Source organism: Streptomyces sp. NPDC015346, from assembly GCF_043078785.1.
Taxonomy (GTDB): domain Bacteria; phylum Actinomycetota; class Actinomycetes; order Streptomycetales; family Streptomycetaceae; genus Streptomyces.
In genome coordinates this window covers 47046-72298 of the sequence record NZ_JBIBTW010000008.1, presented here as the reverse complement: position 1 = coordinate 72298, position 25253 = coordinate 47046, and the positions used below count along the sequence as shown (strand labels likewise).

General features: G+C 69.6%; 26 protein-coding genes and 7 pseudogenes. 18 read left to right on the top strand and 15 right to left on the bottom strand.

All coding sequences use genetic code 11. The features are described 5' to 3' along the window. The first annotated feature begins 155 nt into the window (after positions 1-155). The 3 genes from ACF06X_RS26880 (at position 156) to ACF06X_RS26870 (ending at position 1734) form a co-directional block, all read left to right on the top strand. Positions 156-572 carry a CBS domain-containing protein gene (locus ACF06X_RS26880; RefSeq protein ID WP_392289860.1) on the top strand — a complete coding sequence of 139 codons (417 nt, stop codon included), beginning with the start codon at positions 156-158 and terminating at the stop codon, positions 570-572. Between the two features lie 287 nt (positions 573-859). Next, the gene (locus tag ACF06X_RS26875) at positions 860-1462 is read left to right on the top strand and encodes a hypothetical protein (RefSeq protein WP_392289859.1); all 603 of its coding nucleotides are present in this window, start codon (positions 860-862) and stop codon (positions 1460-1462) included. Positions 1463-1614: 152 nt separating this feature from the next. Continuing rightward, a complete protein-coding gene (locus ACF06X_RS26870) occupies positions 1615-1734 on the top strand; it encodes a hypothetical protein (protein WP_392289858.1) in 120 nt (39 codons plus the stop codon). Between the two features lie 102 nt (positions 1735-1836). Here the strand turns inward: ACF06X_RS26870 and ACF06X_RS26865 are convergent, their stop codons facing one another. The 3 genes from ACF06X_RS26865 to ACF06X_RS26855 form a co-directional block, all read right to left on the bottom strand. Continuing rightward, positions 1837-2382 (bottom strand): hypothetical protein, encoded by a 546-nt coding sequence (locus ACF06X_RS26865; RefSeq protein ID WP_392289857.1) that lies wholly within the window; start codon positions 2380-2382, stop codon positions 1837-1839. A 322-nt stretch (positions 2383-2704) separates the two neighbouring features. Next, positions 2705-3145 carry a nitroreductase family deazaflavin-dependent oxidoreductase gene (locus ACF06X_RS26860; protein WP_392289856.1) on the bottom strand — a complete coding sequence of 147 codons (441 nt, stop codon included), beginning with the start codon at positions 3143-3145 and terminating at the stop codon, positions 2705-2707. Beyond that, entirely contained in the window at positions 3145-3783 is a 639-nt protein-coding gene (locus ACF06X_RS26855; RefSeq protein WP_392289855.1) for an NAD(P)-dependent oxidoreductase, read from the bottom strand. Before ACF06X_RS26855 ends, ACF06X_RS26860 begins: the two co-directional genes overlap by 1 nt. Positions 3784-3884: 101 nt before the next feature. On the opposite strand from ACF06X_RS26855, the gene ACF06X_RS26850 reads away from it, so the two are divergent. After that, positions 3885-4265, top strand: a complete 381-nt coding sequence (locus tag ACF06X_RS26850; protein WP_392289854.1) for a winged helix-turn-helix transcriptional regulator — start codon at positions 3885-3887, stop codon at positions 4263-4265. 53 nt (positions 4266-4318) lie between these two features. Here the strand turns inward: ACF06X_RS26850 and ACF06X_RS26845 are convergent, their stop codons facing one another. Then, on the bottom strand, positions 4319-4834 hold the full coding sequence (locus ACF06X_RS26845; RefSeq protein ID WP_392289853.1) for a hypothetical protein: 516 nt from the start codon (positions 4832-4834) through the stop codon (positions 4319-4321). Between the two features lie 477 nt (positions 4835-5311). On the opposite strand from ACF06X_RS26845, the gene ACF06X_RS26840 reads away from it, so the two are divergent. After that, complete coding sequence (locus ACF06X_RS26840; protein ID WP_392289852.1) at positions 5312-5596, top strand: hypothetical protein; 285 nt, start codon at positions 5312-5314, stop codon at positions 5594-5596. Between the two features lie 682 nt (positions 5597-6278). On the opposite strand, the gene ACF06X_RS26835 is transcribed toward ACF06X_RS26840, so the two are convergent. The 4 genes and pseudogenes from ACF06X_RS26835 to ACF06X_RS26820 form a co-directional block, all read right to left on the bottom strand. After that, complete coding sequence (locus ACF06X_RS26835) at positions 6279-6923, bottom strand: LysE family translocator (RefSeq protein ID WP_392289851.1); 645 nt, start codon at positions 6921-6923, stop codon at positions 6279-6281. A 285-nt stretch (positions 6924-7208) separates the two neighbouring features. Next, positions 7209-7402 (bottom strand): annotated as a pseudogene (locus tag ACF06X_RS26830) (IS5/IS1182 family transposase); the annotation flags it as partial. A gap of 42 nt (positions 7403-7444) precedes the next feature. Beyond that, positions 7445-8245: a hypothetical protein gene (locus ACF06X_RS26825; RefSeq protein WP_392289850.1), complete on the bottom strand. Its 801-nt coding sequence runs from the start codon at positions 8243-8245 to the stop codon at positions 7445-7447. Positions 8246-8517: 272 nt separating this feature from the next. Next, positions 8518-12099, bottom strand: coding sequence for a helix-turn-helix domain-containing protein (locus ACF06X_RS26820; RefSeq protein WP_392289849.1), 3582 nt, complete (start codon positions 12097-12099; stop codon positions 8518-8520). A gap of 309 nt (positions 12100-12408) precedes the next feature. Between ACF06X_RS26820 and ACF06X_RS26815 the strand changes: the two genes are divergently transcribed. The 3 genes and pseudogenes from ACF06X_RS26815 to ACF06X_RS26805 all read left to right on the top strand — a co-directional run bounded on the left by ACF06X_RS26815 (position 12409) and on the right by ACF06X_RS26805 (position 14298). Then, on the top strand, positions 12409-12972 hold the full coding sequence (locus ACF06X_RS26815; protein ID WP_392289848.1) for a peptidoglycan-binding protein: 564 nt from the start codon (positions 12409-12411) through the stop codon (positions 12970-12972). A gap of 274 nt (positions 12973-13246) precedes the next feature. Beyond that, positions 13247-13482: pseudogene (locus ACF06X_RS26810) on the top strand (DUF6879 family protein); the annotation flags it as partial. Positions 13483-13581: 99 nt separating this feature from the next. Next, positions 13582-14298 (top strand): hypothetical protein, encoded by a 717-nt coding sequence (locus tag ACF06X_RS26805; protein ID WP_392289847.1) that lies wholly within the window; start codon positions 13582-13584, stop codon positions 14296-14298. A 16-nt stretch (positions 14299-14314) separates the two neighbouring features. Here the strand turns inward: ACF06X_RS26805 and ACF06X_RS26800 are convergent, their stop codons facing one another. Continuing rightward, a complete protein-coding gene (locus ACF06X_RS26800; RefSeq protein WP_392289846.1) occupies positions 14315-14827 on the bottom strand; it encodes a GNAT family N-acetyltransferase in 513 nt (170 codons plus the stop codon). 47 nt (positions 14828-14874) lie between these two features. Further along, positions 14875-15176, bottom strand: a pseudogene (locus ACF06X_RS26795) (IS5/IS1182 family transposase); the annotation flags it as partial. 8 nt (positions 15177-15184) lie between these two features. Between ACF06X_RS26795 and ACF06X_RS26790 the strand changes: the two are divergent. Then, positions 15185-15343: pseudogene (locus ACF06X_RS26790) on the top strand (ATP-dependent DNA ligase); the annotation flags it as partial. 195 nt (positions 15344-15538) lie between these two features. On the opposite strand, the pseudogene ACF06X_RS26785 reads toward ACF06X_RS26790, so the two are convergent. The 4 genes and pseudogenes from ACF06X_RS26785 to ACF06X_RS26770 all read right to left on the bottom strand — a co-directional run. Next, positions 15539-16106: pseudogene (locus ACF06X_RS26785) on the bottom strand (transposase); the annotation flags it as partial. Positions 16107-16255: 149 nt separating this feature from the next. Beyond that, a complete protein-coding gene (locus tag ACF06X_RS26780; RefSeq protein ID WP_392289845.1) occupies positions 16256-16753 on the bottom strand; it encodes an Imm1 family immunity protein in 498 nt (165 codons plus the stop codon). 87 nt (positions 16754-16840) lie between these two features. Then, positions 16841-16990 carry an Imm1 family immunity protein gene (locus ACF06X_RS26775; protein ID WP_392290181.1) on the bottom strand — a complete coding sequence of 50 codons (150 nt, stop codon included), beginning with the start codon at positions 16988-16990 and terminating at the stop codon, positions 16841-16843. Between the two features lie 448 nt (positions 16991-17438). Further along, complete coding sequence (locus ACF06X_RS26770) at positions 17439-18518, bottom strand: hypothetical protein (protein WP_392289844.1); 1080 nt, start codon at positions 18516-18518, stop codon at positions 17439-17441. A gap of 64 nt (positions 18519-18582) precedes the next feature. On the opposite strand from ACF06X_RS26770, the pseudogene ACF06X_RS26765 reads away from it, so the two are divergent. After that, positions 18583-18723 (top strand): annotated as a pseudogene (locus ACF06X_RS26765) (IS110 family transposase); the annotation flags it as partial. Here ACF06X_RS26765 and ACF06X_RS26760 read toward each other — a convergent pair. Beyond that, positions 18720-19010 carry a hypothetical protein gene (locus ACF06X_RS26760; RefSeq protein ID WP_392289843.1) on the bottom strand — a complete coding sequence of 97 codons (291 nt, stop codon included), beginning with the start codon at positions 19008-19010 and terminating at the stop codon, positions 18720-18722. The pseudogene ACF06X_RS26765 and the gene ACF06X_RS26760 sit on opposite strands and share 4 nt — an antisense overlap. A 1897-nt stretch (positions 19011-20907) precedes the next feature. On the opposite strand from ACF06X_RS26760, the gene ACF06X_RS26755 reads away from it, so the two are divergent. From ACF06X_RS26755 to ACF06X_RS26720, 8 genes and pseudogenes are all read left to right on the top strand, one after another. Then, a complete protein-coding gene (locus ACF06X_RS26755; RefSeq protein WP_392289842.1) occupies positions 20908-21372 on the top strand; it encodes a relaxase domain-containing protein in 465 nt (154 codons plus the stop codon). Further along, positions 21372-21917: a hypothetical protein gene (locus ACF06X_RS26750; protein WP_392289841.1), complete on the top strand. Its 546-nt coding sequence runs from the start codon at positions 21372-21374 to the stop codon at positions 21915-21917. The genes ACF06X_RS26755 and ACF06X_RS26750 overlap by 1 nt, the downstream gene beginning before the upstream one ends. A 35-nt stretch (positions 21918-21952) precedes the next feature. Then, complete coding sequence (locus tag ACF06X_RS26745; protein ID WP_392289840.1) at positions 21953-22156, top strand: hypothetical protein; 204 nt, start codon at positions 21953-21955, stop codon at positions 22154-22156. Between the two features lie 399 nt (positions 22157-22555). After that, complete coding sequence (locus ACF06X_RS26740) at positions 22556-23131, top strand: DinB family protein (protein WP_392290180.1); 576 nt, start codon at positions 22556-22558, stop codon at positions 23129-23131. Positions 23132-23209: 78 nt separating this feature from the next. Further along, positions 23210-23341 (top strand): hypothetical protein, encoded by a 132-nt coding sequence (locus tag ACF06X_RS26735; protein WP_392289839.1) that lies wholly within the window; start codon positions 23210-23212, stop codon positions 23339-23341. 13 nt (positions 23342-23354) lie between these two features. Further along, positions 23355-23906, top strand: coding sequence for a transposase family protein (locus tag ACF06X_RS26730; RefSeq protein ID WP_392290179.1), 552 nt, complete (start codon positions 23355-23357; stop codon positions 23904-23906). A gap of 369 nt (positions 23907-24275) precedes the next feature. Then, a pseudogene (locus tag ACF06X_RS26725) lies at positions 24276-24445 on the top strand (IS5/IS1182 family transposase); the annotation flags it as partial. A 401-nt stretch (positions 24446-24846) separates the two neighbouring features. Beyond that, positions 24847-24996, top strand: a complete 150-nt coding sequence (locus tag ACF06X_RS26720; RefSeq protein ID WP_392289838.1) for a hypothetical protein — start codon at positions 24847-24849, stop codon at positions 24994-24996. Positions 24997-25253 lie beyond the last annotated feature (257 nt).

Genomic DNA, 25253 nt, shown 5'->3' with positions numbered 1-25253 from the left:
AGGAGTGACGGCTTGCCGCCTTCCGCCCGGCTGCCGGGTGGTTGACCGGCAGACGGCGTTACCCGCCACGCCCACGGGGCACACGTCTTCCCGCCCGGAGCCAGCTGGCGGCACCGGGACAGACCGCTCACAACACGACCATGGAGGTTGCTGGGATGACGACGGCTCGCGAGATCATGACGGAAGGCGCCGAGTGCATCGGCGCCGAGGAGACAGTGCTCGAGGCCGCGAAGAAGATGACCGAGCTCGGGGTGGGCGCGCTGCCGATCTGCGGCACCGACGACAAGCTCAAGGGCATGCTCACCGACCGCGACATCGTGGTGAAAGTCCTCGGCGTCGGCAAGGATCCCGCTCAGGTCAAGGCTGGCGACCTTGCCCAGGGCGAGGCGGTCACCATCGGCGCCGACGACGAGGCCGAGGAGATCCTGCGCACCATGACCTCGCACAAGGTTCGCCGCCTGCCCGTGATCGATGGTCACCGCCTGGTCGGCATCGTCGCCCAGGCCGACGTCGCCCGCGCTCTTCCCGACCCGAAGGTCGGCGACCTTCTTGAAGCGCTGTCCACCGACTGACCACATCAGATGGGAGCACGGGTTCCCCGCCCCCGTGGCCTCGTGCGCAGCAGCGCGTTGAGGTGGTGCCCGAGCTCGTGACTCACCCGGGCCCGCAGCTCCGGCTCCCCTCTCCGACGGCCACTCCACGCCAAGGCTGCCGTCCGCCACCGAGGGCGCTCGCCTTCTTGGTGTATCTACTCCGTTCGCACCAACCGCGATGGCGGCCGGCCGCCTGCTCGGCGACGGTGAAGAGGCGCCCGGCCGCCTCGCCCGGGCTTCATCCGCCTGGACCAAGGGAGCCGGTCATGTCGTCACGGAACACGATGCTGCGCAGCATGCACGATGTCGGGCTGGCTGCCTGGTTCGGCGGCTCCCTCATGGGCGCGGTCGGGCTGAACGGCGCGGCCCGCGACGAGGGCGGCACCTGGGCGACCACCGCGAGGATCGCCAGCTCCGGCTGGGCGAAGTGGACCCCCGTCAACGCGGCGGCGATCGCCACGCACCTTTTCGGTTCCGGCGGTCTGCTCGCCGCGAACGCCTCTCGGGTCGCCACGCAGCAGGGTGTGGCCGGGTCCACCCTTGCCAAGACCGTCCTGACAGGCGCCGCCCTCGCGGCCACCGCCTACAGCCGCGTGCTGGGCAAGAAGATCGAACTGGCGGCCTCTTCCGACCCTCAGGACGCCGAGAAGGCCGCCAAGCACCCCATCGACACCGACAAGGCCCAGCGGCAGCTGGCCTGCATGCAGTGGGCCGTTCCCGCACTGACCGGCGGCCTGGTCATCCTCAACGCCCTGCACGGCGAACAGCAGCGCCCTACCGAGCAGGCCCACGGCATGTGGCAGCGCGCTCGCTCCCTCGCACCCCACATGAGCATGCCCGTCCCCACCGACTGGCACCTGACCCACTGATCCCGAGCACTCTTATCCATACGGGTAGACCCGCGGCAATGTGGGGGCATGACTTCTTCCCCCGCCGCATGAGGGCGGCCCAGGGACGAGCGGCCCGGTGCCGCGATCGTCCAGCCGCCGCCGAGCTGGTTGTCAAAAGCGGCTACGCGGCGATGTCCACGGGTGCGGTCGCGGCGCGAGCGGGTGTCGGCAAGGACACCGTCTACCGCCGACAGCGGCTCAGCCTCGCCGCCATCCTGCACCAGGTCGCAGACCGCCTGGCGCAGCCGTAGGGGCTCCGGCCTCCTCAAAGACCAGGACCCGGCGCGCAGGTCCCGAGCCGTTCTCGCCCGCGGTCACCGCCGCGTCCCCGGCTCGGGCCGCTCCGAACGTCTCTAGTTCCTGTCGGGTGCGAGGCCGCGCTCGGCGATGTGCCTGCCGACGAAGTGCCACGTGGGCTCCACCCGGCCTTCGGTGACGGTTCTACCCAGGAGCCCGGCCACCAGGTCCAGGGCCTGCTGGGTGACGTACCGGTCAGGATCGGGAGACTGGAGATGACTGCGCAATAGTTCCGGGTCGATGCCCTGCTCCTGGAGGTACGCGGCGAGAGCGCCCACGAGCAGGACGTTGTAAGCCAGTGCGTCGGTGAGCGAGTAGAGCACCAAGCGGTTCCACTCGCTCGGAGCGCCGGCATTCCGGCGTGCCCTACGGACGGCCTCGTCGAGATGCTCGCTGCCGGAACGCGTCAGCGACTGGACCAGCGCGATCAGTTCCGCCGGGACAATCTCGGGCGCCGGGCCGCCGGAAGGCGCCGTCGTCGCGCTGCGCGCTCGCGGCGCGGGCGGGAGGGTGTCGCGAATCGCCTGGAGAGCGGCCCGTCGATTCAGCCCAGACAGTTCCTTGTGCTGACGTGCCGCATTCTTGCGGGCGTGGGAAGGCATACTCGGTCCCTTCTTGCGTCGCCCCATGAGCGCACGCTGACCGTGGCAGGTCACACTTTGCCTGCTGCGAAGACGCGGAGCGTCTAGGGCCTACCAGTCCTCGGGTCATGGGCGAGAGGCACTCAGCCGGGCACCGTCGCGGCAGCGTGAGGCGGCACCAGCAGCTTCAACGAGAACCCTCATCGACGGACACGGTCAGCGAACGCCGGCGAGCGGGTGTACCCGATGCAATGATCCACGGGAGCTGCACGTCGCGTCACCAGCAGGCCATGGTCACCCTTGCCTGTCTCTGATTCTGCGCCCATGACTTTCCGGACAGGTCCTACGGCTGTTCCCGGCGCGCGCGGTCGACCACCACGACCGGGATCTCGCGGTCGGTCGCTTCCTGGTAGTCCTGGTACGACGGCATGGCCGCCACGACGAGCGCCCACAGCCGCGGCCTCTCGTCGGGCGTGGCCGTTCTTGCGGTCGCGGGGAAGGTCTTCGGCCCGACCTGGAGCGTGACATCCGGGTTCGCCGTCAGGTTGAGGTACCAGGCCGGATGACGGTCGGCTCCCCTATTGGAGGCGACGAGGACATAGCGGTCGCCGTCCCGCACGTGTAGCAGGGCCGTGCGGCGCAGTTTCCCGGACTTGCGGCCGCGGGTCGTCAGGAGCAGGTCGTTCATGCCTGGCCTGGCCCGGCCGCTCGTCTCGACGTACCGGCGGATGTGCCGCGCCACCCACGCGTCGGGACTGTCGGTGATCTCCTCCCGCCCGTCCATCAGCCGGCCTCGACGCCGATGTGCGCGCGGTGGTGCCGTGGGGCGTCGATCTCGTCGAGCAGCGCGATCGCGAAGTCGGCGAGGGTGATGCGGCTGGTCGCCTCGGCCGGGGCCGTACGGTACCGACCGGTGCGGGCGCCGCTGTGGTCGAAGTCGCCCGCTGGGCTGAGGACCAGCCAGTCCGGGCCGGAGGTCGCGGCGCGCAGCACGTCGGTGGCCGCCGCGTGCCCCAGGTAGAAGCCGCGGTACTCCTGGGGGTAGCCAGGGGTATCCATCAGGAGGGCCCCGGAGGACGTCTCCAGAACCGAGGCCAGACCGACCCCCACGAGCCGGTTCACACCGGCCCGCATCAGGCCATCGAGGAGGGCACGGGATGCGGCGGTGAAGAAGGCCTCGGGCCGCTCGGCGGGGTCGTACACCGCGCTGATCGCGGCGTCGTGCCCCGCCGACAGCCGGGCGACGCCGCCTACGTCGGTGACGTCACCCGCGACGGTCCGTACGCCATCGAGCGCCGACAGGCCGGCGTGCGCGGCCGGGTCGCGTACAGCCGCGGTGACCTGGTGGCCCCGATTACGGGCCTCTGCCACAGCGGCCCGGCCCGCCCTGCCACCGGCGCCGAAGACGATGATCTTGCTCATGACTTCCCCTCAGGTCCGCGGGCCGGATCCGAACGCCGGCCGCTTCCCCGGACGATAGAAAAGGCCCCGGTTACCCAGGAGATACCGGCTACCGTGGCACGGTGACCGAACCACTTGATCCCGACATGTTCGACCCGGTCTGCCCGTCCGACCTCTCGCCGATCCGCTTCGGCGACAAGTGGGGAGGGATGATCATCCGCTGTCTCGAACAGGGACCGCGGCGGTTCTCGGAACTGCGGGTCCCACTCCGTGGCATCACCTCCAAGGTCCTCACACAGTCGCTCCGCGCGCTGGAGCGCGACGGCCTGATCGCCCGCACGGTCCACACCGAGCCAGTGCGCCGGGTCGTGTACGAGCTGACCCCCCTCGGCTGCAGCCTCCTCGTGCCTATGGACGCGGCGTGCGCCTGGACGGCGGAGCACTGGGACCAGCTCATCGACGCACGCGAAGCGGGCTCGTCGCTCGGCAGGACCGCTGGCTAGCCGCATATGCCGGGCGGTTCTAGCCCAGGGGCTGCGTGCAGTACCGACATCCACTACGTCGACGCGGCCCGTACACAGCCCTCATCGCTGCCCCAGGGCAAGGGGGTCCGTGACCAGGGTTGGCGGGCGTATGTGGTGCCGTCGGCAGCCGTGTTCCAGTTACAGCTGGAGATGCTGTCAGCGCTCGTGCTGTCGTCCAGGCTGCCGGGCCTCTTCAGCCGCAGGTCCGGGTTCTTCGCGGTGGCGGTGTTCAGCAGTACATGGCGGGTGTAGCCACGGTAGATGTGGTGCGCGCCGCCGCTGTCGCGGTAGTGGCGTCCGCTGCCGGTGTGCACGTACGCCTTCGCTCCGGCCGGCAGGCTATAGGAGGGCAGCGCGCGCCCGTAGGTGTTGGTGGTGATGTCGGGGACGTAGCCGTTGGTGTTGACGGCCCGGGTGGTGATGTTCTTGATGACGAAGTACTCGCCGTTGAGGTTCAGTTGTGTGCCGTCGCGGGTGTCGGCTCCGGCGGCGTCGGGCCGTACATGTCCCGATGACGGCCCCGTCTGGCCCACCGGTTCACCGCTCACGGGAGGCAACCCGTACGAGGGACTGGAGCCGCCAACTCGCCCGGCGCCGGTCGCGCGGACCGTGGCCCGGCCGTAAGCAGGAGGGGGCAGCTGCGCTTCGCTGACAGGACCGTTCGCGCTGCGACCCCCTTTGTCGGGGAGCCGTGCCATCCCCCCGAGCGGCACGGCTCCCCGCCAGGAGAACCTGGTGGTCTGTGTCCGCCCAGTCCTCCACCGCGCCCGCGCTCCACCGCGACGGATCGGCGGCGTCGGCCAGCGTGCACGCCGCGACGGGGGCCTCCTCTGCCAGCGCGTCGACCGTGATCCGGCCCGCGCGAGGCCCAGGAGCAAGCTGGTGTCCCGGCCGGGCGAGCCGTGGCCGGGACCGCAGTCGTTTGGGAGGTTCATTGCCCTTCAGCGCCCGCACAGACCTCCACGATCGGCACCGGTCAACTGGTCGCCCTCCTCGCCGGCTCGGTGCTCTCCATGGCGCCGGCCGTGGCTGCGGCCCAGCTGGGCCGCCCCCGGTCCCTGGCCATCCTGCTCGCCACCGGAGCCTTGGCGCCGCTCACCGCTCTCTGCCCCCCTGGGCGTCTGCTCCTGCCCGTCGCCATGCTGGCCGTGTTCACGACGAGCGCGGGTCAGGCCACGCTCGCGGTGCTCGCCGGCCAAAGCGCGCCCGCCTCCCAGCGCCCCACGGCGATCGGCCTGTTCAACCTGGGCTACCAACTCGGCGGCGCGTTCGGCCCGGCGATCGCGGCCCCGGTCGTCCTTGGTGGCTGAACGCAGCGCCCTGGCCTGCCACGGCAAGAATCCCGGCGAGGTGGCCGACCTCGGGACGCCCGGCAAGGGGCATGGGGATGATGAGGAAAGGGGCGTTCCCGCATCGTGGGACATGCGCGAGGCCGCCGAGCCGGGAGGCGGTGCGCGGGCGGCGCCGGCCTTCGCGCAGCGACAGCGATACTGTGCGGACCTTGCGTGGAGGCGGCGAGCACTCGGCCCGCCGAAGCGGCCTCGCAGTCCGCGACGACGGGGGAGCCTCCGTGGCCACCTGCGTCGGCGGCTGCGGGTACTTCGGGCTGAGCGAAGCGGCTAGCGGCGGGGGAGGGGGCGCCCGGGTGGCCGGCCGGAACGACGCACTTCCGGAGAGAGCTGGGCGCAGACCGTAGCCCCGCCGTCGCACATGCCGGAGCGTGAGGCGACCGCACTGCCCGGCCGTGGCCGAGGGGGAGCTATGGGCAGCGCGCGACCAGCAGGGCGTTCCCGAACTGCGCTGGGACCGCGAACGCGTTCTGGAAGCGGGACGGTCAGGGGAGAACAGGCGTCGGGGGTAGTCACTCTTCCGCCAGGGAGAGGTGCCTGACTGATCATTTCAGAATGAGCTCTCTGAGGGAGAGAACGCTGTCACGCTCCGCTCGTCCGTCAGATCGCTCCACGTCCGGTCTCACCGGTGCACATACACGGCTCAGGCCGAGACAGGGGTCCGGGACAGGGCTGTGCGCAGCGCGAAGACACCGAGCAAGCCGCCTGCCGCGAACCGCTGAGCGGTCATCACGCGGGGCCGGGTAGCAAGAAACCCTGACACCCGTGCTGCGCTCAGCATGACCAGAGCGTTCACGGAGACCCCCACGATGATCTGCACACTGCCGAGCTGCAGCAGCTGTGCCCAGGCCGGACCCGCCTGCGGATCCATGAACTGGGGCAGAAGAGCGGCGTACAGGAGAGCGATCTTGGGGTTGAGCAGGTTGGTCAGAAGCCCCATTGAGAACAGGCGGGCATCGGAGATGGGAGGCAGGTCCTGTGCTGGAGCGAAGGGGGAGCGGCCACCGGGCTTGAGCATGTCCCAGGCCAGGTAGGCCAGGTAGGCGGCCCCGGCGAGCTTGACCATCGTGTACGCGAGCGGCACGGCGGCGAACAACGCGGACAGGCCGGCGGCCGCAGCCAGCAGATAGCACAGGAATCCCACGGCGGTCCCGCTCAGGCTGACGAGGCCGGCCCTGCGGCCTTGGGTGATCGCGCGTGAGGCGAGGTGGATCATGTTCGGTCCCGGCGTCAGGGCCATGCCCAATTCGACCAGGGCCACTCCCCCCGCTGCGGCCAGACTGATCACTTGTCAACTCCCGATCGTTTGCCGGGCACCCGGTACCTGGCGTTGGCGGCGACGGACGGCTGCGACGCATCGGCAGTGCCTGCGTCGCCTGCCTCAGGATACGGCCCTGCCGTTCGGTTTCTCCGTGCGCCCCCGCACCAGCCGGTCAACGGCGTCAACGACTGCCCCTGGCCGTCGCGGACGCCGGGATGGCGCTGGAGGCGAGCGGGTACACCGTGCTCTCCGAGCGGGAGGTCCATGCCGCCGAAGCCGTGGGCCCGGCGCGGCGAGATCCTGGCCGTACGCGTAGGCGGCCGTGCTGCAGGCGAGTTGGAGTATCCCGAGGTGGAGGTCGGCTCATGTCTCGTAGCGGCGGTGCCCTTGCGGGCGATCTTCGGTGTGATGCCTCGGGCCCGCAGGAGGCGGCGGTACTTGTCGTAGTCGTAGCCGCGGTCGACGAACAGCCGTCGTGGCCGGTGGCGGGGCCGGCCCAGCAGCCCAACCGCCGAACCTCCGGGCCGAACCCATTCGGAAGTGTTCAGTCAGCCGCGTTGGAAGCCGTCGACGGCCAGGTAGATGTTGAGGGCGAAGAGCGAGAGGGCGACGATGAGGAACGCCAGACAGTAGAGGGTCCGGAACACCTTGTAAATCCACGAGTACGCGGCGAACGGTTCGCCGCCGGCCCTGTCCGGGTGGTAGGCGATCCGTCTGGTTGGGGCGGTGCCCGCGACGGCGGCGGTGCGGGTCGTGCCGTGCAGGTCGGTGTAGGCATAGTTCCGGGGGCCGCGGTACACCGCCTCGACGGTGATGCCGTACCGGGGCAGGTACCACTCGTAGTACGGCGTCCTCATCGTATAGAGACCCAGCACGGCTATCACCAGGGTTATGGGGTTGGTGAACAGGAAGAGGAGCGCGCTGGCCCTCGACCCCGTGATCATCATCGCCACGGCCACTCCGACGGTCACGAGGCCGACGACCCACGCACAGATCTTGAGGGTGCGGAAGTACGCCTCGTCCTCGGACTCCGTCGGCGTGCCTTCGGTGACGAGGGCCGCGCCGTCGGATTCCCGGTCTTCGGGCAGGCACGCGGTGACCGCGTCGGCGAACACCGTGGCCGCCACCGCGCTCACGCCCCGTACCTGGAACACGGTGGGGGTTGTACCGGCCGGGGCGGTGAGCTCCACGGCGAGGGCTCGGCCCTCGGCGCGGACTTGACGGACGGCCTGGAGCGGGATCCGCTTCTCCTTGCGCCGGCGGCTCAGGACGAGGGCGTCCTCTTCGGCCTGGAGGGTGGTTCCGCCGGAGCCTCGGAGGACGGGTACGGGCGAGGTGGTGGTGGACATGGGCATTGATCGTAAAGGGGGAGGGTCCGGGGGGCCAGGCGTGTCTCGCGGACCTGAAGTCCTAACGGCCTCAGGACTTCGTTCAGGAACGGCTCGACCGCCTTGCCAACTCATTCCGAAATGATCAGTAAGGCGAACCGTCCAGGGTCGGGTAGCGGCGAAACCGGAACACCCGAACCCGCACGGCGCTCCTGCCCCGTACTACTGGGGTGAGCGCCGCCGCAGTTCACCGCCCATCAGGCCCGTTGCACGACGAGGGCATGGAATGCGCGTCAGGTGCAGGCCGTGGTCGCGGCAGTGTCGACCACCAGCTGGGACCAGTGGTGGGCAGCGCTGATCTGACAGACGTGCCGAGTGATTTGGCGTGTGTCGAGGGTCCACAGCCGTCGTTCGGTGCCCGTGGCTCCGCCGGCGAGACTCGCAAGTGTGCGGCCGTCGGGGCTGACGGCCAGGGCGTGAACGCCTTCCGCGTGGCCGCTGAGGACGGCCGTGGTGTGGCGGGTTTCGACACCCCATAGCCGCAGCGTACGGTCTCGGCTTCCCGTGATCAGGGTTTCCCCGTCGGGGCTGAAGGTGAGAGCGGAGACCGAATCACTGTGGCCGGTCAGCACAGCCGTCGACTGGCGGGTGCTGGTGTCCCACAGTCGTGCCGTGTGGTCGGCGCTCGCGGTGGCGAGGAGGCGGCCGCGGGGATGGAAGGCCAGGTGGTAGACATCGGCCTTGTGTCCGGTGAGTGACGCTGTGGTTCGGCCGGTGGTGACGTTCCATAAGCGGACTGTCCGATCGCCGCCCGCCGTGGCGAGTGTCCGCCCGTCAGGGCTGAAAGCCAGGGTGAAGACGGCGTCCGTGTGTCCGGTCAGCACCGCGGTGGTGCGGCGCTCGGCCACGTTCCAGAGTCTGACGGTGCCGTCGTAGGTGGCGGTGGCGAGCGTGCGGCCGTTGGGGCTGTAGGCAACCGTCATGAGCGGGCTTCGGTGCTCGAAGAGGGCGAGTTGCCGGTGGGTCGCTGTGCTCCACAGCCGGACGCTGGTCTCGACGCCCCCGGCCGTGGCGAGCGTACGGCCGTCAGGACTGAAAGCCAGGCTGCGGATGCTGTCGCGGTGACCGGTGGGCATGACCGCCTCGCGCTGTCGGCGAATGTCCCACCATCCGACCGTGCCATCGCTGAAGGCACTGGCCAGGGCCCGCCCGTCAGGACTGAACGCCACGTCGGAAGCACCTTCGGTGTGGTCCCCGAGATCGGCGAGCATCTGACGCGTCGCTGTGTCCCACACCCGGACCGTGCCGTCCCCGGCTACTGCGATCGCGCGGCCGTCGGGACGGAACGCCACCGCGTTCACGGCGACGTCGCTGTGGCTGGTGACGACCCCGATCCGCCGGTGGCTGCCGGTGTTCCACAGCGTGACCGTGCCCACCATGCCGGTGGTGGCGATCACGCGGCTGTCCGGGGAGAACGCGAGACCGCGCACCGTCTGGCCTTCGCCGTCCAGAACGGCGACCGTTCTCCGGGTCTTGACGCTCCACAAGCGGGTCGTGCTGTCATCGCCGGCCGACGCCAGGAGTCGGCCGTCCGGCGAGAAGGCCACCGCTTGGAGGGCATCGGAGTGGCCGGTGAGGGTGGCTGTTGTCCTGCGGGTGTGCGTGTTCCACAGGTGCACGGTGCGGTCGGCACCGGTCGTGGCCAGCGTGCGGCCGTCCGGTGAGAAGGCCAGGGCCAGAACAGTGCGGGTGTGGCCGGTGAGAGTGGCCGTTGTGCGGTGGGTCCGCGTGTCCCATAGCCGTACGGCCTGGTCGCCGCCGGCGGTGGCGAGGGTGTGTCCGTCCAGGCTGAAGGCGAGGGTGTTCACGGGATGGGTGTGCCCGGTGAGCATGGCCGTTTCCCGCCGTTTGACGGGGTCCCACAGCTTGACGCTGTGGTCTGCGCCGGCGGAAGCCAGGGTCCGCCCGTCGGGGCTGAACGCTACTTCGGTGACGGTGTCGGTGTGTCCGCTGAGGGTGGCGATCAGCTGCCACGTACGCGTGTTCCACAGCTTGACGGTGTGATCCTCACCCGCCGAGGCCACCGTGCGTCCATCAGGGCTGAACGTCACCGCCCGCGCGCTCTTGGTGTGTCCGGTGAGTACATTGGCGCGGTACATGCCGTAGGCGCTGATCAGACTGGAGCGGGCTTCCAGCGTGGGGCTGCGCTGGAAGCCTTTCAGCGCCGTCAGCATCGCCGCTTCGGGCCGCTGGGCGAGCAGTGCGTCGCTGCGGGCCGCGTACTCGCGCGAGACCGCGACATCGCGCTGTGCGTTCGCGATCCGTTGCGCCCGCACCGCCCAGACCGCGGTGGTGGTGGCCACCAGAAGCAGAACGGTCAGCAACGCCACAGCCTGGCGCCGCAGTCGTGCACGTCGTCGTATCGCCGTTTCCTCTGCTGCGTGCGCGGCCAAGCCGGCATCGAGGAAAGCCGACTCCAGGGTGGTCAGCGACCGTCGGTCCAGGCCGGTGGCCAGCACCAGGCGGACGCCGCGATACAGTGCCCCGGCATCACGACCCAGCTGCTCCCACGCGGTGGCGGCCTCGGTGAGATGCCGGTGAGCACGTAGGCGCTCTCGGTCTTCCTCGATCCAGCCACGCAACCGGGGCCAAGCGGTGATCATGGCTTCGTGAGCGAGTTCGACGGTTTCCTCGCCGATGGTGATCAGACGTGCGCGGGCCAGCCGATCGAGGATCACGCCTGTGTCTGGGTGCCTGGCGGTGTCGAGTTCGCTTCGGGCAGCCGGGCGGCGGGTGTCAGGGGAGCCTTCACCGGGGGAGATCAGCCGCAGCAGGACCGTCCGGGCCAGCTTCGCCTGCTCGTCTGACAAACCGGCGTAGACGTCCTCGGCAGTTTGCGCGATCGCGTCGTGCAGCCCGCCTGCCGCCTCATACGCCTGCAGCGTCAACGCCCGCCCCCGCCGACGGCGCCAAATCTCGTGCAGAGCGTGCGACAGCAGCGGCAAGCCGCCCGGCTCACCCTCCACCTCCCGGACCAGCCGAGCCGTCAACTCCCGCTCGACGATCAGCCCGGCACCTTGCGCCGGCTTGACGATCGCCTCGCGCAACTCGGATGCACTCATCGGCCCGACCAGCAGGCTGGAAGCGGACACCGCCGCGGCCAGGGCACGGTGCTCGGCCAGACGCCCGTAGAAGTCGGCCCGTACGGCGATGATGACCCGCAGCCGGCTGTCCGGCTCTTGGGCGGCCAGCAGCCGGTCGACAAACCCAGCACGTTGCGCCGGATCGCGGCAGAGGGTGAAGAGCTCCTCGAACTGGTCGACGACGATGACGGTGTCACCGTCCGCGTCCTTCGCCCGCAGAACGGCCGCATGAGTGCGCAGGGGCTGCTCGCCCGGTGTCAGGATCCGTATCGCCGCCACCTGCCCCGCGCTGTCCTCGCGCAGCGCCGGTATCAGCCCGGCGCGCAGCAGGGAGGACTTCCCACTGCCCGAGGGACCGAAGACCGCCGAGAAGCGGTGCTCGGCCGTCATCCGCCCGACCTCGGCGACCAGTTCGTCTCGGCCGAAGAACCGCTCGTGGTCGTCCGGCTCGAACCGCGCCAGTCCCTGGTACGGCGACCGGCCCCCCTCCTCCTCCAGACCCCGGGAAGCCGTTTCCTCGCTCGCCTCCTCCCAGCGCCGCTCCCACTCCTCCAAGTCGCCGCCGCACGCCTTCACATAGGCCAGGGCGACAGCGAGCGAGGGCAGCTGCTCCCCAGCGGCCGCCTGTGACAACGCGGTCACCGAATAGTGGGCCCTGCGGGCCATCTCCCGGTAGGTGAGCCCTCCCGCTTCCTGCCGCAGCTTGCGTAACTCGTAAGCGAACCGCTGCACCGGACCCTCGTTCGGATCAACAGGCCTCTCGCGACGCCCCACAACTCCCCCTGCTCCCCGTGTTTCCCGTCACGCAGAGGTCCGCTGCGCTGAGGGGACGCTACGGGCGCGTCCAGCGGCCCTACAAGGCGATCTCGCGCCGATGCCGCTCCGCAACCTGGGCGCGCGTGATTGTTCAGTGTGGTGAAAGGGGCCTGCTGAACAAAGGTGCGGCCCGCTGAACTGGTGCTGCGGCGCCCCGAGCGCCCCATTCGCACGACGGCGGGCAGCCGCCCGCACACCTCGCAGAAGGGGACACAGTCCATGGGAATGAAGACGCATATCGCGTCCGCGGCAGCCACGAACAAGATGAGTTACTGGAAGCGCGTCCGGGCCGTTGGCGGCGTAGCCGCCGCGGTGACCGCCGCCGTGGTGCTGAGCGCGACACCGGCGTCGGCCAGCGGCGACTACAGCGGTCTGTCCATGGTGGCCGGAAGCGGCGGCTTCAGCGACGACTGGAACGACGAGGGCATCCTGTCGACGAGCCGCCACACCTCGTCGAACGCCACCTGCCTGTGGCAGAAGGTCCTGTGGGCGGACGGCCACCTGCCCTGGAACGACATCGACGGCGTGTTCGGGTCGAAGACCCGTGACGCGACCATCGCCTGGCAGCGAGCCTATGGGGGCGGGGCCGACGGCGTCGTCGGCAAGGACACGTTCAGCAAGGCCGGCCAGTATCTGAAGGACACCGACGGCAACGGCTCCGTGGACACCTACCAAGGAACCGGCGGCCGTTCGTTCCTGGTCTCCCGTACCGCCGACGGCGACTACACCTTCTACGACCGCAGTGGCGAAAAGCGACTCGCCGGCTACAACTACCGCACCTGCACCTGATCAGAGGCGCGTCCCGCCCGGCGTCGCCACATGAGGGAGACCCACGAGGACCACCCTCCCGAGCGACGCCGGGTAGGCGAGCAGCGGTATCTCCCCGGAGCCCGTGCGCTCTAAAAGGTGCGCCGCCTCCGTCCGGCCGTGCCTCCGGGGGCCGTGCCTCCGGCCGGGCCGTGCCGCCGTGCGCGCCGTGCGCGCCGTGCCGCCGTGCGCGCCGGGCGCCGTGCCTCCGGGGGCCGCTCGTCGTACGCGCTGCCATCACCACGGTGACCCCCCGGCCGGTGAACAGGTCCGCTGGCTGCCCCGCCGCCGCGCCTCCGATATCGCCCTGCCGGGCAACGACTTCTGGCTCCTGGACGGCCGCATCGTGCAGTTCCACCAATTCACCGGCAACGGCGACTGGGCGCAGTACGGCAAGGGGCGCACCGACGACCCGACGGTGGCCGCCCTGTGCGCGCCGCGTTCGAGAAGGTCTGGGAGCGGGCGATCCCGCACGAGAAGTACACCGTCTGACCCGGCCCGGACAGCACATGCCCGCTTCCCCCTCCTCCAGCGCACAGCGCCGCCGCACAGGCCGCTCGTGAAGCCCTCGCCCGGCGCCTGAAGCACCTGATGAAGGACGCCGGGATCCAACGGGCGCGTGCTGCCCGCCCCGTGCGGCTGGTACCCGGCGGCTGGGACCCGGCCAAGACCTCCCGCATCCTCAACGCCAAGGCCGCACCCTCCGACACCGACCTGCGCGCCTGGTGCGACGCCTGCCGCGCCCTGGACCAGGCCGCCGACCTCATCGCCATGCGTCTCCGCGACCCGGACACCGCCCGTGCCCGTCCGTGCTCGACTGCCTCTCGCCCCCAGGCGGACGTGGAGTATCTGACGGGGCCGCAGCAGCCCGCTCTGGTGCGGTCGGTCGGTGAGTCCGACGCCGACTCCGTCCAGGTCCTGTGTGAGGTCTTGGACGCGACCAGCGACGTGTCGGCGACCGTGGATCTCACCGGTGTCGCGTTCGCGAGCTGCGCCCTCCTGCCCACCCCCTCGACGCTCGCCGGTGCCTTGTACTGGTTGGCCCCCTGCTCCACCAGCTGCGCCGCCTGCTCGACATCTCCGGCACGGTGGAGCTGTTCACCCAGACCCGTACCCTGGACGGCGCCCATCAGCTGTGCGGGAGCGCAGGTTTCCCGGTCGCCGGTCAAGAGGTCGCGCAGATGGGCGATGGCCAGGGTGGGATGGCATGTGAGGCACCGGTTCCTTGATCATGGAGTTGCGACGCTCTGTGATGACAGGGAGACCTGTGCTCGTGCTGCGTCCCCGCGCCTGCTGCGGTTGTCCTAGGCGGTGGTGGGAGTGGTCAGCGCACCAGCTCGGTGGCCAGGAGGTCCATCAGCAGGCCGTCGTGCCAAGTGCCGTCTGCGCCACGCTCGTACTGCCGCATGATGCCCACCGGTCGGAAGCCGACCTTGGTGTAACAGCGGATCGCTGCAGTGTTGTCGGCTGCTGGGTCGATGACCAGACGGTGATAGCCGTGGTCGTCGATGAGATGACAGGCCAATGTCCGTACGGCGTCAGTGCCCAGACCCCTGCCGTGCACGGTGGGATCCAGGAAGAGATCGATGCCGGCGTGCCGGTAGTCCGGGTCTTCCTCGGCGTACCACTGGATCATGCCGATGACGCGCTGTTGGTGGTCGATAGTCAGGCACCGGGTGTCAGGGTCTTCAAGATCGGCGGCGATGTCTGCCTCGAGATCGTCCCCGCCCCTCCACCGTGCGCGCACCTCAGGTGTGGCCCGGATGGAGGCCAAGATGGGGATGTCCTCCCGGACGGTGGGGCGAAGGGAGATGGAGGCGCCACGCAGCACGGTCATGACCAGGTACTTTACGCGACCGTGGCCTCGGAGCGGCTTGCTCGATCTCATGGGCGACGTTGTGGGCCGTTGTCCCAGCGGTGGGTCGTCCAGGAGCGTCGGATCAGGCTGCGGATGGTGAGGATGGTGTCGGCGAGGTCGCAGAATGCGTTGATCACGGTAGCGCGGCGTTCGTAGCAGCGGGCGAGCCGGTGGAAAGCGTTCTGCCAGGCGTGGGTGCGTTCGGCGTGCCACCGCTGACTCGCTTGGATCGGTGCTTTCTCGCCTCTTGTGCGCGGGTGTCGGTGGAGTCGTAGCCGGCGTCCAGATGGACGGTGATCTTGTCCGGCAGGGGTCCAAACAGGTCGAGGGAACGGCCTGGTCCTCGACGGCGAGGTCGTCGTCTGGTCGCAGGGGCGGCTGTCCTTCGAGGCACTGCAACGCCGCGCTTGCGCCGGCGGCCGCACAGCCGGGCAGCTCGCCGGCGCGCTGCCCGCCCACTTCATCGCCTTCGACGTCCTTCAGATCGACGGCCGCGAACTGCTCACCGAGCCGTACGACCGCCGCCGCACCGTACTGCAGGACCTGTTCACCCAGTACGAGCTGCCGCCGCCGTGGACGCCACGCGCGGCTGGGACAACCCGAATCCGTAGAGCCGAGCAGGGGAGGGCCCGTGCCGATGTGGTCGGTACGGACCCTTCGTTGCGCCGCAGCAGGCCGAGCAGGCTGCCAGGCCCTGTCTGTCAAATGATCATCTGGCGGGTTCGCGGAGCCACAGGACCAGAGCTGCCAGGGACGATTCCAGCCCGGTAGCGATCGGCGAGCTTGTCGAACCTGGTCGCGATCGCACGGAACTGCTTGAGGCGGGCGAAGCATCGTTCGACCACGTTGCGGTCGCGGTAGATGTCCCTGTCGAAGGCGGGTGGGCGGCCGCCGGTGGGCTTCACGTCGCCGACGGCTGGCCATCTGGTCGCGGCGTTCGGGGATCGTGGCAACGATGCCCCGGCGCCGCAGCAGGTGGCGTATCGCCCGGTTGGAATACGCCTTGTCGCCCAGTACTCGCGCCGATGTCGTACACCCGGCCTACCGCGTCGTCGCGGACCTGGACGTGTTCCAGCAGCTTCGCCCAGGTCCCGTCCGCTTCCCAGCGGGCGAACCGCTCGTAAATGGTCTGCCAAGGCCCGTAACGCCCGGGCAGATCACGCCACGGAGCCGCGGTCCGCAGCCGCCACAGCACCCCGTCGATCACCTGCCGGTGATCACGCCACGGACGACCACGCCCATCCACCTGCGGCAACAGGGGCTCTACTCGCTCTCACGCCGCGTCCGTCAACTCACCTCGACCTGCGACAAGATCAATGATCAGAGTGCCCGCGCTCGGACTCCCACCCGGGGTTCCCCCTCCGAGGGAGGGGACCTCTCACATAAAGTGTCGCTTGAGAGGTATGTCTAGCCGCCAGCGACATCGTCCAGGAGACTGCCGTCGAAGTTTCCTTCGACCCATTCAATGCACATTGGGCGATCTCCGGTTCCGTTCGCGCAGAACTCTTCCAGCGCCGAGCGCAAGGCCGCGAGAGGCAAGGCGCTGACGCGATCCATGTATGTGGGTGCCCAGGGATCGCTCGGAATTTCCGGATCGAATTGGGGCGGGCTAGGGTTTATTGAGACCCAAATGGAATCAGCGAAGTCGTGGCCAACAGTCTCGGCTAGGCGTGTGGCTGTAACTCCGTCGGCATACCAGACGAGACCTCCAAAACCGTTCTCAGGGTTGACGGTTACGGTTAGGGAGGCTTCCTTGGGCACGGGGTCCCTGTCCTTGTGGTACATGAAGGAGACCGTTTCGCAGCCCAGGACGCTGTCGGGGGCCAACGCGCGGTCATTGGCCTCGACTACTTCACGCTTGCCTTCGAGGAAGACAGTTTTATCGGTATGAACAGACAAGATCACGGCAGTGGCTTCTTCCTCTTCCCGACCAGGGGGACTGACTTGCTGGCGCCAGCAGGATGCACGGCGAAGGATACGACTGTTGGGACGTCAGTCGAGCCGTGTTCCGTTCTGGTTTCCGGTAACCCAACGGATCCCGTTAGGGCGCCTTCCGCCTGCTTTACAGAACTCTTCTACCGCGTTTCGGACCTCTGTGAGAGGGAGCACTCCGCCGGGGGGCGAAGTATGAGGGAGCGTAATGATCAGACAGGGCGAGGCCTGACGATTTCAGAAGCTCATCCGCTCGGCCGTAAAGGTGGTCATGTTCGCCACTCAGGCGTATGCGAAGCTCATCCGTGTCAGCGACAGGGATTTCACTGCCATCCAATGCGCTGTCTGTTTCGGATGCCGCGAGTTCCGGCGACTGAAGTGCGGCGGCCCCGACAGCCCGCCGCCCCGACCAGGCGGTAGGGCGCCGGACACTGCCGGACGGCTATCGCCGCGTGATCGAGGCGGACCGCCAGGCTACGCCGCCATCCCGGGTGGACCCGGGCCATCGCGGAAGCGGTGGAGGGGCAGAACCGGGCGATGAGGGAGCTATCCCGCCGGGCCGTCCCCGAGCCCGACGTCGTCCCGGATGATGCGCCGACCCTGCACACCGCGCCGCCGCCAGGCCGCGCCCAGAGCGGTGACGGCCTGGCGCAACGGGTCAGGAAGGCCGGTGGATCTCCTTGTCGGACGATGTGTGTGCGAACCAGTTCCGCGTCTCTTCCGCGGTCAGGACGCGGATCAGCTCGGCCTTGCCCGGGAGATGTGGGAAGAAGCGGTCGGCGTTCCAGCTGCGCTGGTATGTCGGCTCGTCGAGCACGAGCAGGCGGCATCCTTCCACCACAGGTATGTCGTCGGGCAGCCCTTCGTTCCAGATCCGCTCGCCGTCCGCGGTGAGGAGCTCGAAGGTACCGGTCGCAACGGTCTGGGTGCGTCCCTGCGCAGGCTCGGGATCGGTGGCCAGGCGGACGCTCTCCCGCGACGGCTCGGTGCCGGGTACGTAGCCTCCGCCGACGAGGACGTGGGCGAGCAGCGTGTGCAGCTGGAAGTTGTCCCCGATGCCGCTGATGCGTACCTCGAACCCTGTCCCGGTCGGCCTGTGCAACACGACGAGGGGCTCGTCGTCCAAGACTGCCAGCGCGTAGGCGAGGCATTTCAGGTCGTGCCGCTCCAGGGACGCAAGCTCGCGGCAGGCAGGGAGGATCGCGGATGTATACCGACGGCGCACCTCGGTGCTGCGGCACAGCACGGCCAGCGCGGGCGGCTGCCACTGTTCGACCGAGCACCAGGCCAGCGCCAGCCGCGCGGCCTCGTGCCCGTCGCCGCCGAGGCGGGCCAGCAACGCGTCGTCAATGATTTTCTCGTCCGGCTCCGGCAGCACGTTCTCCGCTGCGCAGGTGGAGGTCCAGCGGCGGGCGAACTCCAGGGCGTCGAGCAGGTCCTGGTGTACACCGTCGAGGATCGGCTCGGCGCAGTCGGCCGGATCGGCCCCGTGCTCGACGCAGAAGCCGGCCGCCATCGCCAGCATCGGCCGCGGGCCTGTAGGCGGGAAGGCGGGAAGCAACGCTGCCAGCCGGGGTCCTGCCAGTACGCGTTCAGCATCCGGTGCCGACTGCACGGCGTTCATCATGGCGGTGAAGGCACGCCCGGTACGGTCGCCATCGCGAGTGGCGACCGCCTCTTCCAGCTCGGACACGATGGCGGTGAGGCCCGTGGCCTCCCGCTTCCTCTTGAAGATCACCGGCACACCTTAGATCCGGGGTCGGTCTGGCGTCATCAGGCCCAGACCGTCCGAATCCCTCGGAAAGAAGATCGCCCAGGGCAAAGACCACACTCAGGCCCTGCTCTGCCTCGCCCGACGCCGGGCCGACGTTCTCTTGGCGATGCTCCGCGACGGCGCCTTCTATGAACCCCAGCCTGTCCCGGCCGTCGCTCCGCACACCTAGACCATGGTCAAGAGGTGATCCGTGGGGCCGTAGTCGATCTTCCAGTCGGCATAGACCCCCGCGGCGCGGTCCTTCTGGCACCGCAGCCCAACGGTCACCCAGCGGACCGATCCGTCGTCGGCCAATGAGAACGCCACCGCGGTCTCGAACTCCTCGCTCCCGCAGGGGCAGCCAGCCTCGCCAGGATCCACGTCCTCCCAGAACTCCTCGCTATCCGCGATGAACGCGCGACCGCCGCAACCAACGCCCACCCGCTCGGCTCCGCCCTCAACATCGTCGACGAGCACAAGAACACTCGCCCGCCACATCCGCCGCAGAGGAAGGGACGACCTTCAACGGGCGGCCGTCGGCGGCGTTCCGGAGAAACGCCGCGAGGTCTGCAGAGACACCCTCGGCAACCTGATCATCAGCATGCACAGGCTCATCGTTCCAGACGCCCGAACCAGCGCCCGTCCACGTTGACCAAAGAGATAGGGGCACCCCCCGATGCCCCGGCGTACGGCACGAACTGCGCTGGACTGCGCCGAAGCTGATCACGGCGGCCAACGAGGCGGTGACCGGTGCGATAGTTCGGGCCGTGCACGTCCTGGCGCCCGCCGCCCCTGCCGCCACGGTGCCGTCGCCGGCCGCAGTCGACGAACCAGCCCCGCGGCCAGCTGTTCCGGCAGGGCCGGTGAAGACGCGGGAGAGCGCGTCGACCGGCTACCACCGTGCCCTCGCCGCTCACCGTGCGGCCGCCGCACCCTGGCAGGAGGGCCCGGCCCCGGCCGCACAGCAGGAACAGGTCCGCCGCGAGCGTGCCGCCACCGTCTTCCCCGACGTCCCTCGAAGACGCCTCGCCCAGCAGCGCCAGGCCCCCGCAGCCACCCGGATTCCCGCGATCCTTCGGGCCCGCACCGAGCGGACCGGACGGCCGGCGCCGACCCCGCCCTGCGCCAGGCCGGATGAACTCTTCTTGCCCGTGCCGAGCACCAGGAGCACGGTCCCGGCCGCGCCCGCCACGTACGTCACCATCCCGAGGCGTACGTCATCTCGGTGACGTACCGCCAGGCGCACGGCCCGGTCCACCGGTTGCTCCACCGGTCGCCTCACCGGTTGCCTGCCTCTCCGACCCAGCCTGGCGGCGGCGCAGGCCACAGGCCCTGGGCCACTCGATTCCGGCGTCGGCACCTCTTCTAGGGAGATCAGGAGGGGCATTCTCTCCATCTCAGCGCCCGGGGCGGCCGGACGTGGCAGGCTGCAGCCGGTTGTCAGAAATTTCTGACAACCGGCCGGGTGGGGGAGACTGGGCCGAGTGAGCACCGTCCGACGCCGCCCGCTCGGTCCGGACCGCTGCCGTACGAAGCCGGTCTGCGCCTGCCCGGCCGGGCTTTCAGGGCGCCCGCTGAAGGCTGGGCCAGCGTCGGGGATGGGCTCGAGAAATCTCCCCACCCTGCGCTCGGGGGTGGGACAGACCTGCTCACCCAAGTTCCCCACCCCCGGGGCGCTGACCTGCGGTCGGGCGCAACACCGGAGGGGCGTCCGATAGCCAGCCAGGCCCAGGGGCGGGCCGAGCTGTCCAGGTGGCCGAAGGCCAGCGCGGAGCGCCGCCGTAGGCGCCCTTGACCCCTCGGCACGGCCCGCGCTCTCCACGGTCGGGCGGCCCCGATCCCCGTTGCCGCAGCAACCGACTGGGGAACCAAGAGCGGCCCTAGGGAAAATTCGGGCTCTGACCGGAGTTCCGTGAAATCCCAGCTCAGGAGCTGTATGAGGGAACGTTTTGGCAGGGCATTTGTCGATGGTGGGGGTTTGCTCTCTGGAGGATGTGCTGTTGCCGGACGTTGATGTGCGGTTGGAGGCCGTGGAGGTCACGGCCGAGGTGTTGGTCGTGGTGGCGGCCGCGTGCAGTCCGCCGCCCAGGTGCCCGGGGTGCCGTGCCCCGGCTCGGCGGGTGCACAGCGCTCGTGTCCCGGGCCTCGGACGAGCAGCACACGGCGTCTTACCGATCGGCACCGAGCTGCTGCCCGAAGCCATCGACATCCAGCACGGGCAGTGCCTCCCGAGCCGCCCGAGAAACGCTGCTCCTCGTCATCGACAGAGCCACCGGCTCGCCGAATGGGGTCGCGGTCGACGACAGCAGCCGCCACGGGACCGTGACCCAGGTGCCCTCGCGGTGGTCACGCAGCCAGACGAGCCGGCTGCGAGGTGCTGGGGCTGGCGACCGAGCCGCGCATCGTCACCCCGGGGCGCCGGCCGGTGATGGAGATTGCCGGTGTGCCGCACGAGCTGATCCGCTGGACCTCCCGGCGCAGCGACCAGATCGCCGTCTGTCTGGCAGAGCTGGAGCACGAGTACGTACGTCACCGCGGTCGACGACGGCGGCGAGCCGAACTTTCTTCCCAGGCGCCCGCCGGACGGGCCCGCGCCAAGCTGAGCCAGATGGCCGCCCGCAAGACTCGCCCGCCGAAGCAGAAGACCCGGCCGCTCGCGCAGCTGCGCGCGTGGTGGAAGACGAGCGCGATCCTCACCTCCGGGGCGGCCGTGGACGTCATCAACTCCCTCCTCGAGCACGCCCGTGCTGCGGCTGCGGCGATCCGGGCCCGGGTCGCCGCAGTGGTCGACATCGCCCTGGCGGCACGGCCGTCGACGTCACCGCGACGGTGTTCGTGATGAACGAAGGTGGCCGCTTCCACCGCCAGCATCTGCTCGCCGAAGCCCGCCGCCACCTCGCCCTCGTCCTGCGCGGCCGTCGCCGCGAGCCGGGCCCGGACGACTGGATTATGGCCGCCGCTATCTCCACCCAATGCCTGGACATCAGTGAGCCGAAGACCGTGCGCGGCCTGGAGTCCGGCTACCGCCTCTACACCGCCCGGTGGGACCTGTCCGACCTCCCGCCCGACGCCACCCACCAACCCCCGCCCCCGGCCCGGACCGGCAACCCCCGGCCGAGCCCGGCGAGCCGGCTGCGCTCCGGCCCCGGGGCCAGGACGCGGGGGAGTGGGAGATGCCCCGCCTTCCGCTGCAGTACGAGCGAGCGGTCCTCGCCGGTGCGGGAGCAGCCGCGCACCACCACCGGCGCTGTGCGTGGCCGGGCGTACGACGTCGTCGCGCACGAGCAGGCGGCGATGCCTGAGCAGCTGCTCGGGGCCGCGGCCGTCGACCCCGAGCACGACGACCAGGAGCCGGAGGCCGAACCTCGGGAGGCGATCGACTGACGGCGCTGCGGGCCTTGAGGGAGTCCCGCACGGGCGTGGAAGCCCTCGATCTCACGGCCGACCGGCTGCGCCGCCTCCAGGACCTGTTCACCAAGGCGGCCGACGTCTCCCGCGTCCGCACGGACCGCTACGCCGAACAGGACGATGCCGATGGAGCTCACCCGGTGCGCCAGGACGACCAGCAGGCGCACCGACCGCAGGAGCCCGGACCGCACCGCGGCCGGGAGGCCGGCCACTGAGCGGACCCGATGCCACGCGCCTGGTGCCGTGGTGCGCACCGACGATGCGGTGGGCTCCACTCCACCGAGTGGAGCCCACCCGCCGGAGTGGAGGACACCGTGCTCGACACTCACTCCACTGAGTGGAGCCCACTCAGTGGAGTGAGCCTCCGCCAACTTGAAGTTGCAGGCCAAAGGGCTGGTGTGACCGGTCCCCGGGGCGCTCACGCTGGTCGTGGGCGGCTGTCTGCGGAGGAGACCAGTTGGCGATCAACCAGCTCGCGACTATCAGGGTGAAATGCCAGCACATGTGCCACTTGGTGGACTTGGACTCTGCGGAGGCGAGACGGGGTCGGCCGCCGGCGGGACCGGATGCGATATTCAGTGGCGGACGAAGTCGATGAGCACAACGATGCGATCATGGACTCAGGCGAGCGCAACGAAGCAGCAGCGGTGACTCGGTGGACTCCTTCCACCCTCTACCCCGACATGTGGGTCGACCCGGTTGACGACCCGCGCGAGACGGAAGTCGAGACGGTCGACGAACGCGGCACGTTGCTGGAGAGTCTGCGCCACTTCCGCCTGACCATCGAGATGAAGTGTGCGGGCCTGGACGTCGAACAGATGGCCTGGCGCTCCGTACCTCCGTCCACGATGTCTCTGCTTGGGCTGGTGCGGCACATGGCCGAGGACGAGCGGCACTTCCGCCGGATGGCCGGCGAGGAGTCTCCCAGGATCTACCGCACCGCCGAAGACCGTGACGGCGACTGGAACGGCGCGGTCGCCGACCCTGCGGTCGTTGAGGATGCCTGGCGGCAGTGGCGGGCCGAGAGCGAGGTGACCGACCGGTTCATCGCCGGCTTCGCCGACCTCGGCACGCGAACCGGGGAGGCTCCGCTTCGCGAGATCCTGGTGGCACAGATCGCCGAGTACGCGCGGCACTGCGGCCACGCCGACCTCCTGCGCGAAAGGATCGACGGCCGAGTAGGCCAGTGATCAACAGGGCATGTGTGGCGGGAGCTGGCCGTCCGGTTCCTGCCCGCTGTAGCCGGACGGCCTTCTACGATCTGGTGCATGCTGGATCCCGAGCTGTTGGAATGGATCACCGCCCGCCGCGCGGAGCTGGACGAACTCGAAGAGCAGCTGGCCGAGGTGCGGGCCGAGGGGGACGAACCCGCCGTCGCCGAACTGACCTTGAGCGAGTGAGCGAGCGGTCTGGATCTCCGCCGCCCGGCCCGGCCGCACCCACGACAACACCGCCGCCCGCCACGACCGCATCCTGGCCCACCTGCGCGCCGCCGGCCTCGGCGCCCTCGCGGACCTCGGCTTTCGCGGCCTGGACAACGACGTACTCGACCCCGTGATCGTCACCGGCTTCCACGCCAGCCGCACCCCCAAGCTCACCCCAGGCCAGAAGGAAGCCAACCGCCTCCTCGCCGTCGGACGCGCACCGGTCGAGCACGGCTTCGCCCGCCCCAAGAACTGGCGGATCCTCACCAAACTCCGCACCGACCCCCGCCCACGCCACCCAACTCCTGCGCGCTCTGCTCGTCCTGACGAACCTCGAAATCAACCGTTGACAAACGGTCTACGGCGCAGCCTGCGCCCACGACCAGCACGAGTACCCCGGAACACGGTCACACCAGCCCTACTGACCTGGGATCTTCAGGTTGGCGGAGGCTCAGTGGACGACATCGTGCGGGAGTGGACGGCATCGCCGGGGACGATGCCGTGCATCCACTCGGTGCGCACCCGCCGCATTTCTCCTTGACGTGTGTCCCGAACATGAAAGGAAGTTGCATGTGGGAGCGATTTCCGGAAGTGATGCTGTGCGAGAGATGAAGGTTTCGTGGCCCTTCGGAGCCGCCCCGCGGGGGGAGAGAGCGCGGCACCGAGACCGGATCCTGGCGCGGTCAGGTCTGAACCCCGATCCTCCTGCTGCGCTTGTGGCGCGTCTGTGCTCTCGACGTGGCGGTCCTCGGTCCCGTACCGGCCACGCCGCCCGATGGCGGCGCGGGCCGGGAGCCGGGGCTGCCAGCTCCGCCCCCGTCTGGCGGTGGGAGCGGGGCGCGGGCCGCCCACCGTGGCGTCCGGGCTCGCGCCCGCTCGTTACGGCGCGGAAACCGTGTCGCGTACGGCGCGGTGGCCGTCGTCGAACGGGCTTTCGGCTGGCTCATGCGCCACCGCCGCCTCGCCCGCGGCTACGAGACCCACCCCTACCGCTCCGAAGCCATGATCAAGGTGGCAATGGTCGGCCTCATATGCCGCCGGCTCACCCGCGAATCGACCCCGAACTGGCGCGACGCATGACCACTGGGCACGGCATCATCACGAGCTCGCCGACCCCTGCCGCAACACCCTGAATCGCTGATCCACCAGGTCAACACACTCATGCAGACCCGGGATCGGTAGACTGGCACGCTCACGCATCACGGCGATGGCCTGCACATTCCGCCCGGCCGAAACGAGACCGTCCACCTCCGCCTGCACCTCGATCGAGAGCCGGTCCCACAGAGCATTCCCCATACCCGCATTGAACCCCACGGACCGCACTCAGGAGCGACCGTGATCCGCCGGAACCGTCGCCTTACCAAACACCCCTGGCAGGACAAAGCACTCTTCAAAACGCCGCTGGGTGTGCCGAACTGGCCACCCGCCGACGCGAAGCCGACGACATCCCCGGCTCCCTCTGGGCCGCCAAGCGCGGCCTCTTGGCCGCCGACGACATCGATGCCCTGCGCCAAGCCGCGGCCCGCCTCGCCCGCATCAACGAACAGCTCCTCGGCGGCGTCGACATGGAAGCCGAAACCGCCGAACTCCTACGCAACCTGCTGCCCCGCCCCGTCACCCGCGCCCGCTGATAACGCAGACGCCACGACATCACCCAGAAAGGGGAACGCACGATCACGATGCCGTACAGCTACCCCGGACCCTCACAGCAGGGCCGGTCACGATCCCGTAGGTCGCCGCCTCCGTCGGTGCGGTGTACTCTCCGCGGGGGCGCGAGGAGGCCGTATGACCGGGGGGGGGGGGGGGGGGGGGCCCGCCCCCCCCGCCCCCCATGAAAAGCTACAGGCGGGCGGGGCGGAGCCAGCGGTTAAGGCCAACCGAGTTAACA